The sequence below is a fragment of the Veillonella sp. T11011-6 genome (genome assembly GCF_002959755.1).
GTDB lineage: Bacteria > Bacillota > Negativicutes > Veillonellales > Veillonellaceae > Veillonella.
Genome location: NZ_PPCW01000004.1, coordinates 1 through 14,507, shown reverse-complemented (window position 1 = coordinate 14,507; position 14,507 = coordinate 1). Strand labels below are relative to the sequence as shown.

Genomic DNA, 14,507 nt, shown 5'->3' with positions numbered 1-14,507 from the left:
TTAATGAATCCTATTCCCATCAAAAAATTGTATAATCCCCAATATGATTTGTTATCTATTAGTGATAAGGAAGAATTGTTATATCAGATTGGAGAAATATATAATTTAGAATTAATATCCTTTAAAGACTTTGCTGCATTTAGACAATCCACATATACGGCAGTATATCGTTCACATGATGGTATAGAATTTGTATTTGTTCCTGGAGATACTGTTACGTTAGGGTTTGATTTTAAAAATAAACCATTTCAGGATATTTTTAATGATGAAAATTTAGCGGAGCTTGCCTATCCATTTGTCGAGGGATATGAAGAGGAAATCTTTAGTGAAGACGATGTTCAAACTAAGATTAGCGAAACACTAGAAGATGAAGGAGTACTATCCAACATAGAAACGTATTTTAAACATAATTTTACTCAAGAAGATGAGTTTGTAATCCATCCATTGTTAGTACAAAAAGAGTATAGTGAAACTTGTTGGATACCTATTTCAGATGAGACACTCAGACAAAATAAAGAGTGGCAACAGATGATAAAAAAAGCCGAGGAAAAAGGTATTTCTGAAGTGATGGTGCACAACACTGTTTGTTTATATAAAACAGACGATAGCAATTGGTGTGGCAAACTTTATGAAGAAACCACATTTAAGAAACTTTTACAGGATATAAAAGATAATAGATATTCTCTGCCTACACAAAGAGAGTGGGAGTATTTAGCTGGCAAGGGGTGTAGAACTATCTTTCCATGGGGAAACAATATAGATTTCTCTATGAATTTAAAGCATATGGAATGGATGGATAATGATGGAGATTATACGTTAGAAAAAGAAAACTTTTTTGGCCTTGTTATAGGTGACGATCCGTATTGTAGAGAAATTGTATATGATAATGATGTGTTTTCCTATAAAGGTGGAGATGGTGGCCGCAATATATGTGGCGGATTAGGTGTTGTGTGGGGATATCTTCCTATTTCACCATATTTTCAAGATAGGGAAGTGGGAATGGGTGATTATATAAATGGTGGATATGATTTCTTTAGGAGGATTATAAGGATTGTTGATGATAGTGTGAAATGATGTTACATATAATATTTCTAGAATATCAAATGGCAATATCGTTTCATAAATAAAAGAGGTGCTCCTTAGGAGGCACCTCTTTTATCAATATTGAGATAAACGGAATATTCTTCTATACTCTTCAGGTGAATCAGAACCATCAGATGGTTTTATAATGACTCTAATAAATATCCTTTCTTTGAAGTCTGGATATGTTTTAGCATATTCTTTACAGAACTGATCCATACGATTATAAAAGTTTGTTACATCTTGATTTTGTATGGCTGAATAGGGGATAGGCATTTCAATATACAAGGTAGATGTGTCATATGTAGCATAAGATAATTCCTCTGCTGTTAAATGGTTTTTCATTAATGGAAATACAGTTATCAACGGAATGTTGGTTATTAGTATTCGCTCAACTTGTGGTACAACTGGTGCTGAGGTGTGCATGGCTTCAGATATTTCAATGGGCATTTGTGGATATTTATCAAAGGTGACTTGCCATGTATGATTCCGTTGTGATTCTAGGTGATAGGTCAGATTAGTATAATTCTTATTTATATATTGTTGTACCTCATCCTCACTATAATGTGATAGAAGATGACAACCTGTTGTCATTATGAGGGATAATATAATCAACGGTAGTAATACAAATCTTTTAAGAGTAAATGGTTTCATTGGTATTCCTTTTATAGTACTTTAGAAAGTTCATTAAATCGTAATTGCTTAACAGGCATTGCTTAATTATTGGCGGTATTTTGAAGTACGTTCTTTTAATTATATTATACCTAAAACATATTTTTACTTATATAGTTGATTAATACCATACAAGTCTCCAATAAACTATAACAACTAGGCACCTCGAACGAGGTGCCTTTTTGTGTATCAGTATCTTATAAGTGTGGATCTGCCGTATGTTATAATTAAGGATATCTAAGAGTGTATTATAAAAGAGACTAGTAAAAAATGAAAAAAATTGAGATGTTAGGATATTTTTGGGTTTTCACATCTATATCGTTATGTATAGGGCTATATAAACTTGAACTTAGTAAACGTGTCTTTGATGAAGAGTATGAATACATCAAAAAGCATAGAGCTTTTGGCAATTTAACTAAGTATTTAATAATAATTGCAATTGTAAGTGTAGTCCTATTAAATTGTAAATTTTTAATTGATAAAGATTATTTATTTATTGCGAGATATGGTGTTGCTTGGAGCATTTTCGTGCTTTTGATAATGTGTACAGGTTTTTATCAAAAGCGAAATAGTTTATATTATAAACGCGGCCTTTTGGCTATTTTTTCTATATTAATTGGTATTGCAGGTTCAGGATATGCATTAAAGAGTATGTTCTTTAAGTAGTAAATACATATCATAAAATGGTTATTAATTTAATAGCGCTCATCCTCGAAATATGATATACTATTCTAACGCGCATAATTCGTGTGCGATAGGAGGAAACACATTTAGATGTTAGAAAAATTTGAACAATTAATGATTAGCGAACCTGTTCTAAGAGCGTTAAACGATATGGGCTTTGAAGAGCCTACGCCAATTCAACAGGAAGCTATCCCAGTAGCCATGAGCGGTAAAGACATGATTGGTCAAGCTCAAACAGGTACTGGTAAGACAGCAGCATTTGGCTTGCCTGTATTGGAACGCGTAGACGGGAATGAGCGTCACGTTCAAGTAGTTATTTTATCCCCTACACGAGAATTAGCTATCCAAGTAGCTGAAGAGCTTAACAAAATGGCTCAATACACGAATATCACAGCACTACCTATCTATGGTGGTCAAGATATTAATCGTCAGTTCCGTGCCTTGAAAAAGAACCCACAAATCATCGTTGCCACTCCAGGCCGATTGATGGACCATATGGACCGTGGTTCTATTAAATTTGACAATGTGAAAGTTGTCGTATTGGACGAAGCCGACGAAATGTTAAACATGGGCTTTGTTGATGATATCAATAAAATCTTGGGTGCTATCCCAGAAGACCATCAAACATTGTTGTTCTCCGCAACTATGCCTAAAGCTATCCAACAATTAGCTGAAACATATTTGACAGAGCCAACATTGATTCGTATGAAACCGACTCAAGTTACGATGGACTTAATTGAACAATATTATATCGAAGTGCAAGACCGTCAAAAATTCGATGTTCTTTGCCGCTTGTTCGATATTCAAACACCTGAACTTGCTATTATCTTCACACGTACAAAACGTCGTGTTGATGAAGTAACTGAAGGTCTTAAAAAACGTGGTTACATGGCGGAAGGTATTCATGGCGATTTGTCTCAACAAAAACGGGACAGCGTAATTCGTCAATTCCGCGAAGGTACCATCGATATTCTCGTGGCTACTGATGTGGCAGCTCGTGGTCTTGATATTTCTGGCGTATCTCACGTATATAACTATGATATGCCTCAAGATCCTGAAAGCTACACGCACCGCGTAGGTCGTACAGGCCGTGCCGGTAAAGCTGGTCAAGCTTTCACGTTTGTTATCCCTCGTGAAATGGAGCATTTACATGCTATCGAGCGTTTAACAAAACGTAAAATTGCACGCCGACGTGCACCTTCCTTAGGTGAAGTTCTTGAAGGTCAACAACGTTTGGCAATTGAAAGCCTCGTTGAAATGACAGATAATTTAGAAGCATTAGCGCCATTCAAATCTAGTGCAGAGGAATTGTTGAATGATACAGATTCCGTAACACTTTTGGCAGCAGCTCTTAAGTTGTTAACAAAAGAACCAGATACAACTCCTGTAAATATTACAGAAGAAAAACCATTGCGTGTACGCCGTCGCCGCGAAGGTGGCCGTAGTGACCGTCGCCGTGGTGACCGTCGTAGAGATGGTGATCGCCGCCGTGACGGAGATCGTCGTCGTGATGATCGCCCTCGTCGCAGCCGCGATGACCGCAGAGGTGAACGTCGTGATGACCGCCGCAGAGATGATCGTAGATCTGATCGTCCACGTGGTGATAGAAAACCTCGTCATCAAGGTGAAGGTTTCAAACCTTACTTTAAAGACTAATAGAATGTGGATTGCTTTTGGGCAATCCACATTTTTTATTACTTAATAGTTAATACTATCTATCTTGATAAGTGTTGAGAATTCTGGTATAATAGATAATAATTATTTCTTGTGAATGGCCGATAATGGTCGATGCCTTATAGATTTCCAAGTGGAGAAAGGTAGAGTAGAGTATTATGGATATCGCACAAATTCTGCGTAGCCAAGGGTTTAAAGTGACCCCACAACGTATTGCGATTTATGATGCATTGCGTGGTCATCATGATCATCCAACAGCAGAAATGTTGTATCATACGTTGCGTCCAGAACATCCAAGCATGAGCTTGGCAACTGTGTACAAGACAATGGAGATTTTTGAAAAAATCGGTCTTGTAAAAATTTTAGAAGTTGGTGATGAGCGCGCTCATTACGATTGGGACACACAAGCTCATTCCCATATCCGTTGCATCCGTTGCAACAAGGTAGAGGATATGATGGGCATTGATTTACAAGCTATCAAAACAATTGCTGATCAAGGTAGTGAGTATCAAATCACAGGTCAACATATTACCTTTGAAGGTGTATGCCCTGAGTGTGCTAAAAAAGAAAGCCATTAATACATAACCCCTGTCGCGAAGGGCTCCTTCACGGTAGGGGTTATATTAGTTATTTTTATTGGTCATCGTTTTAGTGAGTATTTAATTAGTATTTCATAAGTATTTAGCAATAAGATTTTTAGAATCATATATAAAGGAGTATTATGTTTGTCATCGGCAGTCATTTATCAATTAGTAAAGGTTATTTAAACATGGGGAAGGAAGCTACCAAAATTGGGGGCAATACATTCCAATACTTCACGCGCAATCCTCGTGGGGGTAGTATGCGTGCCCTCGATGTAGAGGATATGAATAGCTTGAGTGCGTATATGAAAGAACATAACTTTGGCACCTTATTAGCTCATGCACCTTACACGTATAATCCATGTGCAGCAAAAGAAGATTTGCGCGCCTTTGCAAAACAAGCTATGGCAGAAGACTTAGAGCGTATGGAATATTTACCAGGCCAAATGTATAACTTTCACCCTGGTAGCCATGTAAAGCAAGGTGTAGATCAAGGTATCGAATATATCGTGGAATGCTTGAATGAAATCTTATTCCCTGGCATGAAAACAACAGTTCTCTTAGAAGTCATGGCAGGTAAGGGCACAGAAATTGGTTCTCGCTTTGAAGAAATTGCTCGCATTATCGACGGTGTGAAATTAAAAGAATACATGGGCGTATGTGTTGATACATGCCATATTCACGAAGGTGGTTATGATATCGTCAATAATCTTGATGGCGTTATCGATGAATTTGACCGCATTGTAGGTCTGGACCGTTTGAAAGCTATTCACTTGAATGACTCTAAAAATCCTATGGGTGCTCATAAAGATCGGCATGAAAAAATTGGTGAAGGTCACATCGGTATCGATGCCATTGCTCGTATTGTGACACATCCTAAATTGACGAACTTGCCGTTCTATTTAGAAACGCCAAACGAATTAGATGGTTATGCAAAAGAAATTGCTATGCTTCGTTCTATCGTGGAGAATCAATAATTAAGTGATTAAGGATTTAGTTATATAATAGTTTATATAACTACTCGTATTACGAGTATGAAATAACCATCTAAATAGTATAAGTGTAAGGAATAGGAGAACTGGAAAGGGGGTACAAAATGCGTTTTTTACATACTGCTGATTGGCATTTAGGACGTATTTTTTATGGTCAGTACTTAACAGATGACCAAGCTCATGTGTTTGAGAATCAGTTCTTTTCTATTTTGAAAGATGAAAAAATCGACGGCATATTGCTCGCAGGGGATATATTTGATCGTGCAGTGCCGCCTATTGAAGCTATTGAGTTATGGGATTCCATCATTACCCGTCTCGCTATAGATTATAAGGTACCACTCTTCGTTGTAAGTGGTAATCATGACGGAGCTGAACGACTTGAGGTGGGCCGCTCTATGTTAAGTCGTTCTGGCATCCATATTTGGGGATCCCCTCATCATGCATTACAACCCTTTGAATTTGAAGGCCCTGATGGCAAAGTGGCCATTTGCCCTATGCCATTTAGCGAGCCTCGTCGCATTGGGGATGCATTAGGCTTTGGCTCTACTAATATCTCCTTAGAGACTATTCAAAATATAGAAAATGTAGAAATACAAGCGGCGAAGGCTAAAACAAAAACTAAGGGTTCTAAATCTAAAAAAGCATCTGTAGATGTTGTTGAAGACTCTTTATTTGCTAGTAGTGACATGGCAGATACATGTTCTGCTGATACCGAAATAACTGACGAAGTCGCACGAAATTTAGGCTCAAATAATGAAATTGGTCTAAATCTACACAACTATGACCAAATGTATCAGGCTTGGAGCAACCATTTACGCAATCAAGTGCCAAAGGGGATGCGCAGCATTGCTATTAGTCATGCCTTTGTAATGGGCGGTGATGTAGGTGGCTCTGAACGTACCTTGTCTATCGGTGGTAGTGAACAAGTAAGTCCACAAGTCTTTAAAGACTTTCACTATACAGCCCTTGGCCATTTGCATGGGCCTCAACGAATGGGGGCAGACTATATTCGTTATAGCGGATCGCCTTTAAAATATTCCTTTGATGAGCATACGCAGAAGAAGTCTTTTACTATCATTGATATGAATGTAAAAGGTAACGTAGATATTAGCACCATTCCTGTAGAGGCGAAGCGTGACGTTGTAATATTGGAAGGCTATTTTGAAGATTTGCTAAACAATAAGGAATTACAGGATAAGCATAAAGAGGATTATGTGCAGGCCCGATTGCTCGATACGATGCCTATTATGGATGGGATGGCTAAGTTGCGCCAAGTCTATCATCGATGCATGACTATTGATTTAGTAGGTCGCTTGGCAGCACCTATAGCTGACATGGGAGATGCAGTCTTTAAAGAGTTAAACGAGCGCGAATTATTTAATCAGTTTGCTGAAAGCGTGTGGAAAGAACCGTTAACAGAGCGTGAGCAACAATACATTAACTCTGTATGGGATCGAATTCTAAAGGAGGACTAAATGAAGCCTATATCTTTAACTATAGAAGCCTTTGGTCCGTACCGCGATTCGGTTACTTTGGACTTTAATGAGCTCCAAAACCATTCCATGTTCCTCATCTCTGGTCCTACAGGAGCGGGGAAAACATCCATACTAGATGCGATGGTGTATGCCTTATATGGCGAACCTAGTGGGGAAGTGCGAAAAACAGATGCTATCCGCAGTGATTTTGCAGAACCTGAACGTATGACCCGTGTTGACTTTTCCTTTGCTATCGGTGAGGCTCAGTATCGTGTTGAAAGATTGCCAAAACAATTGGTAGCTAAAAAACGTGGTACAGGTATGCGTGAGCAGAATGCTAGTGCCACTGTATACGAAATGAAAGATGGCGAGTGGAAAGTTATCGCTACCTCTGCCGCTGCTATTCGGGATACGATTCAACGAATCATAGGTTTTCGTAAAGATCAGTTTTTACAAGTAGTACTTTTGCCGCAAGGGGAGTTTAGAAAATTATTAGTAGCCTCCACCAGTGAACGGGAGGAGTTATTACATACACTCTTTAGAACTGAGTTATATCGAAGATTACAGGATGCCCTAAAATCTGCTTATGATGAAGCAAAATCCGGTATTGCAGAAAATATAACAAAACAATCTGCATTACTGCAATCCATTCCGCATGATGAAGAAATCTCTGTACTAACTATTGAGCATGTACGAGAACTTTTGAAAGATAGAGAACCTCATCGTGATACGCTTGTTGTTGAACGTGATAAAGCTGTAGATGTAGTGGACCAGTTCAATACATTGCGCAATGAGTGGGCCTTATATAATCAGGTACAACAATCTCTTATTGAGGCTACGAACAAATTAGACTTGGTAAAAAAAAGAGAAAAGGAGCGGTCTAGTTTAAATGAAAAGGTTCAGTTCCTCACCGGGTTAACACCAAGCTATGAATTGTATAAACAACTTGGTGATAAACAGGCTGTATTAAAAACCTTGAAAACGGCACTTTCAGATGCAAAAAAAAGTGTAGAGGCCGCAACTCAACATGAGTCTAAATGTACAGAGGTTTATGAAACGTTAGAATCTCAAGCTGAAACTATGCAAGCTAAGCGGACTACGTTGGCTCAATTACAACAGCAGGCCGAACAGTTTAATGAGTTAGTAGTGCTAAATAAGGAATTGAGCACATTAAATAGCCAGTTAGAAACACAAGACCGCGAGAAAAGTGAAGCTAAGTTGCAGGTACAGCACAAGCTAGTTGCTGATTTAGAGGCTGCGTTAGTTGAAGCGAGAAAACAGTTTCAAGCTAATAGTAAAGCGTTAGAATCTATTTCTCATATCCAAGAACAGTTGGGGTATTTGCAACGATATTCTGAATTGTTGGTAGAGAAAGATAAGGTTCAAAACGATATCGATGCTAAAGAGAGGTCGTTAGCAACTCTAGATAAAACAGTAAATAACTCAAAGATACAGCTTGAACGTTTAGAACATTTGATGGCAGAGGGGCGAGCTTTTGAACTCGTCCATTTAGTAGTAGATAATGAGCCATGTCCTGTATGTGGCTCTATAGAGCATCCACAGTTAGCATCTAAGCCTGAGTTATATCCTACAAAAGAGGAAATAGAAGCGGCTCGTGCAGTGCGTGATGGGGTGTTGCAAAAGCAGGCTAGCGAAATTGGTCAGAAAGAAACGTTATCTGTTCGTCTGCATGAGTTAGATGAGCAAGTTAAAGACCAAGTTTCTAAACTCAAATCATCCATTCATAATTTTTCAGAAGATGCATTTGATTCAATTCAACAAGGCTTGGCGTCTCAAATGGAGCAGCTTACAGCTTTACGTAGAGACACTGAACAGTTGACCAAAATTATAACTAAAAATGAGCATGACTTGGTTGAGGCTAAAGGTATATTATCAAAGTTGGAAATCGGTCATAATGAATTGCTTAATAATTTGCATGATGTAGCGGTTCAGATTAGCTCTGTACAGGCTAAGATAGATGGGTTATCTAAGATATTGCCAACTACAGATCTTGATGCATGGCATAAACAGATTGAATCATTAGAGACTGAAATTAAAGAATACGATGAGCAGGTGAAGGTTTGTAAATCAAATCTAGATGCGGCTAAAGAACAGCTCAATGCTAAACGGGGTCGTCTAGAAATCTTATTTGCACAAGTGCAGGAAGAAACAAAAAATTTTGATGGACTTTATCAAGAATATGTAAAATCATTACAATCAATTTCTGTATCTGAAGATGACTTTATAGATGCGTTAGGCGATTATAAGGACTTAGATGCGTTTAGAACTGAGCTACATGCATTGGATGAGGCTTTTAGTACAGCTCAAGCTGTATATGATGCGGCTTTGAAACAAGCCCAGTCTGTAATAGAACCAAGTGATACGGTTTCTGACGAAGTATATGATACGGCCGTAGAGAAACGTGATAATTTGGTAGGTTCTCTTGCGGCTTGGGATAAAGAAACAAAACATATTGAAACCACATTAGCATCATTAGAAGAACTCGAAAAGGCTATGGGCGAAGCTCGTAATGAAGTAGAGTTCTTGAGTCGTCTAAATGACCTCGCTAATGGTGGGGAACAAGGGTTTAAAAATGTAACCTTTGAACGATATGTACTAGGTGCTATTTTAGATGAAGTTGTGTATGCCGCCAATTTACGACTTCAAAAGATGAGTCGTAGTCGTTATTCCTTGGAGCGGTCTGATTATACTGGCGGTGGTCGTGGTAAACAAGGCCTTGATTTGGCCGTTATGGATGCTTTCACAGGTCAATCAAGACCAGCGAACACATTGTCTGGAGGGGAAACCTTCTTGGCCTCTATGGCCCTTGCCTTGGGCCTAGCTGATGTCATTCAAAGTTATGCAGGTGGTATTCATATGGATACGATGTTCATCGACGAAGGTTTTGGTACTCTTGACCCAGATACATTAGAACTTGCCATGGAAACATTGGTACAATTACAATCTTCTGGACGCCTCATCGGTATGATTTCTCACGTGCCGGAATTGAAAACTCGTATACCTGCCCACTTAGAGGTCACACGTGGTGATGATGGTAGTACAGCAAAATTTGTGATTAACTAGCTATAGAATTATAAAATGTGATACTATTAAAAGAGGAGAATTCCTACAAAAATATACTGGAATTAATTAAGGAGGTCCTATGAAATTTTCATTTGCGCACAATAATATAAATGTTAAGGATCTTGATAAAAGTTTAGCTTTCTATAAAGAGGCTTTATTACTTGAGGAATCTCGCCGCTTGGAAGATCCAAGTGGTGCTTTCATCCTTGTATATTTAAAAAGTCCATATACAGCGCATGAATTAGAACTTACTTGGTTGCGTGACTGGGATCGCCCTTATAATTTGGGAGACAATGAATTCCACTTGGCATTTTATGTAGATGACTATGAAGCAGCTCTTAAAAAACACAAAGAGATGGATGTTGTAGCCTACGAAAATGCTGATATGGGGATTTACTTCATTGCCGATCCAGACGGTTATTGGACAGAAATCATTCCGACGGGTAAATATTAATGGAATATATGTTAACTCGTTTAGAATGGTTAGTTGGACCAGATAAAATTCAAACCTTAAAGAATACCTCTGTAGCCCTCTTTGGTGTCGGTGGTGTAGGTGGTGGAGCTCTTGAGGCTCTGGTACGTGCAGGGGTTGGGCGAATCGTTCTTATCGACGGAGACTCTATAGCACCTAGTAATTTGAACCGCCAAATGATTACAACTCACGACACGATTGGTGAGCGTAAGGTAGAGGTAGCAAAGGCGCGAGCTCTTTCTATTAATCCGGATGTGGTGATAGAAACTCATGATATTATGTATACTGAGGAAAGTTACCCTGGATTCATTCAAAGCTTGCACGTTGATTATGTTATCGATGCTATCGATATGGTAACGGCAAAACTGAATATTATTGAGGTTTGTCAACGTGAAAGTATCCCTGTTATTTCTTGTATGGGCGGGGGTAATCGCTTTTACCCAGAAAAACTTATGATTGCTGATATCAATAAGTCTCATACATGTCCTCTTGCGCGCGTTATGCGCCGGGAGTTAAAAAAACGGGGCATAAAAAAACAATTAGTTTTATTTTCTACAGAAAAACCAACAAAGCCACAGTTCCGTGGGGAAGCAACAAGCCCTGGTACATGTAGTTTTGTGCCACCAGTGGCAGGTTTTATATTAGCAGCACATGTGTTGCGTACAATTTTGGAGGTACCTGAACAATGAAAAAAGCAAAAATCCATATGGCTGACGGCGGCGATATTGTAATTGAATTATTTGATAAAGAAGCTCCTGGCACAGTACAAAACTTCATTGATTTGATTAACAAAGGTTTCTATAATGGCCTTCGTTTCCACCGTGTAATCCCTGGCTTCGTAGCTCAAGGCGGTTGTCCTAATGGCAATGGTACAGGTGGCCCTGGTTACACAATTAAAGATGAATTGATTGGCAACCCACATAAACATGAACGTGGTGCATTGTCTATGGCTCACCGTGGTCCTAATACTGGTGGTAGCCAATTCTTTATCGTATACGAACCACAACCTCACTTGGATGGTGTACACACTGTATTCGGTAAAGTAATCGAAGGTATGGACGTAGTTGATGGTATTCACCAAGGTGCCATCATGGAAACTGTTGAAGTAATCGAAGGTTAATCTCATGAATGATGTATCTATTAAACATCCAGAATGGCTATATATTGATGTAAATGGTAAAACATCATATGGGTATGACCAAGAATGGTTCACTGATGAGTGGCAACGCTTGTCTGGTTGTGGTCCCACATCGGCATCACAAGTATTGGGTTATTCGCTATTTAGGGATGGCTTATTAGATCTGGAAACCACATCCGATCAAACGCTTGCTTTAGAACGGATGAACTTAGTTTGGAAATATGTAAAGCCACGCTTTGGTGGTGGTGTTTATAAGACTCAATGGATGGAACGTGGTCTTACTCGTTTACTGGAGGATAAAGGCCTATCTTATGATGTGCATATGTTGAATGTATCTCCGTTCTGCGCATCTCGTGTAGAGGTGGAGGCTGCAGCTCAGTTTATTCATGATGCATTGGCACAAGATGTGCCTGTAGCATTTTTGAATCGTCATAAGGGTAAAGAAAAAGCTCTTTATACATGGCATTGGGTTCCAATTCACAAGATATTTATGGATGGCGATGATATTCGCTGTGGCATCTTTGATGAAGGTGAAATCCGTGATTTCTCGTTAGCAAATTGGATGAAAGACACTATTTTGGGTGGCGGTTTCTGTTATATTAGTCGTAAAGATTAAAAAAACAGAGTAATTAACGTAATATACATACGCATCGCAATCATCTGCGGTGCGTATTGTAGTATAAAAGTAGGAGGTACTACATGAGTCAATGGATTACAGAGGAACAAACTCCTCATTTACGTCTTAGCGCTGAAGCGGAAGAAGTATTATACTCTGGTGAATCTGAGTTCCAAAAAATTGAAGTATTTAAATCAAAAGAGTACGGTACGATGCTCGCATTAGATGGTGTATTCCAAACGTCTGAGCGTGAAGAGTTTATATACCATGAAATGATGAGTCATGTTCCATTGTTTTTACATCCAAATCCTGAACGTGTATTGATCATCGGTGGCGGTGATGGTGGCGTAGCTAGAGAATGTGTACGCCATGATTGTGTAAAAGAAGTTACTATGGTTGAAATCGATGGTAAAGTTGTGGAGCTTGCTAAACAATATTTACCAACTATTGCTAAAGCTATGATTGAAAACCACCCTAAATTGACTGTAAAAATTGGTGATGGCATTGGTTTCATGGCAGAAGCAGAAGATTACTATGATGTAATTATCGTAGACTGCTCTGATCCAATCGGTCCTGGTGAAGGTTTGTTTACTGAAGAGTTCTATAAGAATACATTAAAAGCTCTTAAAAAAGATGGCTTATTTGTACAACAAACAGAATCTCCTATGTTGCATCAACCGCTTGTTGAAAAAGTGTTTGGTTACGTAAATAATCACTTCCCAATTGCACGTTTGTATACTGCATTTATTCCAATTTATCCTGCAGGTATGCATTGCTTCACATTGGGTTCCAAGACATTTGACCCATTAACATGGACACCAAATCGTGAACAAAACTTTGAAACTAAGTACTATAATGCTGAAATTCAAAAGGCTGCATTTGCATTGCCAAATTTTGTAAAAAACTATTTGCCAACTAAGTAAATAATATGTATAATAGGGGAGCACCATTCGTAAGGTATAACTTATGAATGTGCTTCCTTATTTTTATGAGGAGAAAGAGTTTATATTAGGGATAACGCACTTTTTTATTTTATTTGTAAAAGTTAAATGAAATTGAGAAAAAGGTGTTGACACAAATCTCTAGAACAGATATAATTCTCTTTGTTACGAAGACAACGTCTTCGATACCTACAAGGTGGTGGGTATGGTGAAGCGGTTAACACGGCGGATTGTGGCTCCGTTACGCGTGGGTTCGATCCCCACTACTCACCCCATAACCTACACATCATAATCATTGTAGGGGTGTCGCCAAGTGGTAAGGCAACGGACTTTGACTCCGTTATGCGCTGGTTCGATCCCAGCCACCCCTGCCAACATGACTCACTAGCTCAGTTGGCAGAGCACCTGACTTTTAATCAGGGTGTCCCGCGTTCGAGTCGCGGGTGAGTCACCAAATTAAAACTCACAAACTTCGGTTTGTGAGTTTTCTATCTCTATTCATAGAGTATTTGGTTATGATTGTATGTATAAAATCAATCAAAAATAAGTTGAAAAAATCTTTGAAAAAGAGGTTGACGATTTAAGATTAGATTGATATACTATACAAGTCGTTAGGGCAACAACCTAACGTAACAGATCTTTGAAAACTGAACAATGATAGGTAATCAATCAATACGATTGAACATATGCCAGAGTGCGGGTTTTGACATAGTCAAAACCAACCATAATTCAAAGTTACTTAAATGTAACGACAACAAATAATGAGCTATTCAAATAGCTTCAAGATATCTTGGAGAGTTTGATCCTGGCTCAGGACGAACGCTGGCGGCGTGCTTAACACATGCAAGTCGAACGAAGAGCGATGGAAGCTTGCTTCTATCAATCTTAGTGGCGAACGGGTGAGTAACGCGTAATCAACCTGCCCTTCAGAGGGGGACAACAGTTGGAAACGACTGCTAATACCGCATACGATCTAATCTCGGCATCGAGGATAGATGAAAGGTGGCCTCTATTTATAAGCTATCACTGAAGGAGGGGATTGCGTCTGATTAGCTAGTTGGAGGGGTAACGGCCCACCAAGGCGATGATCAGTAGCCG

Annotated in this window: 13 protein-coding genes, 3 tRNA genes and 1 rRNA gene; 16 read left to right on the top strand and 1 reads right to left on the bottom strand. The window is 38.9% G+C overall.

Annotated elements, in window-relative coordinates; all coding sequences use genetic code 11:
* Positions 1-3: 3 nt before the first annotated feature.
* A complete protein-coding gene (locus VRHSUH10_RS04650) occupies positions 4-1,074 on the top strand; it encodes a hypothetical protein (RefSeq protein WP_105089639.1) in 1,071 nt (356 codons plus the stop codon).
* A gap of 84 nt (positions 1,075-1,158) precedes the next feature.
* On the opposite strand, the gene VRHSUH10_RS04645 is transcribed toward VRHSUH10_RS04650, so the two are convergent.
* Entirely contained in the window at positions 1,159-1,734 is a 576-nt protein-coding gene (locus VRHSUH10_RS04645; protein WP_105089638.1) for a hypothetical protein, read from the bottom strand.
* Between the two features lie 288 nt (positions 1,735-2,022).
* Here VRHSUH10_RS04645 and VRHSUH10_RS04640 point away from each other — a divergent pair, with 288 nt between their 5' ends.
* The 15 genes from VRHSUH10_RS04640 to VRHSUH10_RS04570 form a co-directional block, all read left to right on the top strand.
* Entirely contained in the window at positions 2,023-2,418 is a 396-nt protein-coding gene (locus tag VRHSUH10_RS04640) for a hypothetical protein (RefSeq protein ID WP_105089637.1), read from the top strand.
* 108 nt (positions 2,419-2,526) lie between these two features.
* The gene (locus VRHSUH10_RS04635; protein WP_105089636.1) at positions 2,527-4,092 is read left to right on the top strand and encodes a DEAD/DEAH box helicase; all 1,566 of its coding nucleotides are present in this window, start codon (positions 2,527-2,529) and stop codon (positions 4,090-4,092) included.
* 176 nt (positions 4,093-4,268) lie between these two features.
* Positions 4,269-4,688, top strand: a complete 420-nt coding sequence (locus tag VRHSUH10_RS04630; protein ID WP_005385669.1) for a Fur family transcriptional regulator — start codon at positions 4,269-4,271, stop codon at positions 4,686-4,688.
* A 143-nt stretch (positions 4,689-4,831) separates the two neighbouring features.
* Positions 4,832-5,668 carry a deoxyribonuclease IV gene (locus VRHSUH10_RS04625; RefSeq protein WP_105089635.1) on the top strand — a complete coding sequence of 279 codons (837 nt, stop codon included), beginning with the start codon at positions 4,832-4,834 and terminating at the stop codon, positions 5,666-5,668.
* A 119-nt stretch (positions 5,669-5,787) separates the two neighbouring features.
* The gene (locus tag VRHSUH10_RS04620) at positions 5,788-7,158 is read left to right on the top strand and encodes an exonuclease SbcCD subunit D (RefSeq protein WP_105089634.1); all 1,371 of its coding nucleotides are present in this window, start codon (positions 5,788-5,790) and stop codon (positions 7,156-7,158) included.
* Complete coding sequence (locus VRHSUH10_RS04615) at positions 7,159-10,242, top strand: AAA family ATPase (protein WP_105089633.1); 3,084 nt, start codon at positions 7,159-7,161, stop codon at positions 10,240-10,242.
* Between the two features lie 79 nt (positions 10,243-10,321).
* Positions 10,322-10,696, top strand: a complete 375-nt coding sequence (locus VRHSUH10_RS04610; protein WP_105089632.1) for a VOC family protein — start codon at positions 10,322-10,324, stop codon at positions 10,694-10,696.
* Complete coding sequence (locus VRHSUH10_RS04605; protein ID WP_105089631.1) at positions 10,696-11,403, top strand: ThiF family adenylyltransferase; 708 nt, start codon at positions 10,696-10,698, stop codon at positions 11,401-11,403. Before VRHSUH10_RS04610 ends, VRHSUH10_RS04605 begins: the two co-directional genes overlap by 1 nt.
* Positions 11,400-11,834, top strand: a complete 435-nt coding sequence (locus VRHSUH10_RS04600; RefSeq protein ID WP_005385683.1) for a peptidylprolyl isomerase — start codon at positions 11,400-11,402, stop codon at positions 11,832-11,834. The genes VRHSUH10_RS04605 and VRHSUH10_RS04600 overlap by 4 nt, the downstream gene beginning before the upstream one ends.
* A gap of 4 nt (positions 11,835-11,838) precedes the next feature.
* Positions 11,839-12,468, top strand: coding sequence for a hypothetical protein (locus VRHSUH10_RS04595; protein WP_105089630.1), 630 nt, complete (start codon positions 11,839-11,841; stop codon positions 12,466-12,468).
* Positions 12,469-12,551: 83 nt separating this feature from the next.
* Entirely contained in the window at positions 12,552-13,391 is an 840-nt protein-coding gene (gene speE / locus VRHSUH10_RS04590) for a polyamine aminopropyltransferase (RefSeq protein ID WP_024065843.1), read from the top strand.
* A gap of 217 nt (positions 13,392-13,608) precedes the next feature.
* Positions 13,609-13,684 (top strand) — tRNA-His (locus VRHSUH10_RS04585).
* A 24-nt stretch (positions 13,685-13,708) separates the two neighbouring features.
* Positions 13,709-13,783: transfer RNA gene (locus tag VRHSUH10_RS04580), tRNA-Gln, on the top strand.
* A 4-nt stretch (positions 13,784-13,787) separates the two neighbouring features.
* A tRNA-Lys gene (locus tag VRHSUH10_RS04575) sits at positions 13,788-13,863 on the top strand.
* Between the two features lie 333 nt (positions 13,864-14,196).
* Positions 14,197-14,507, top strand: a 16S ribosomal RNA gene (locus tag VRHSUH10_RS04570); the annotation flags it as partial.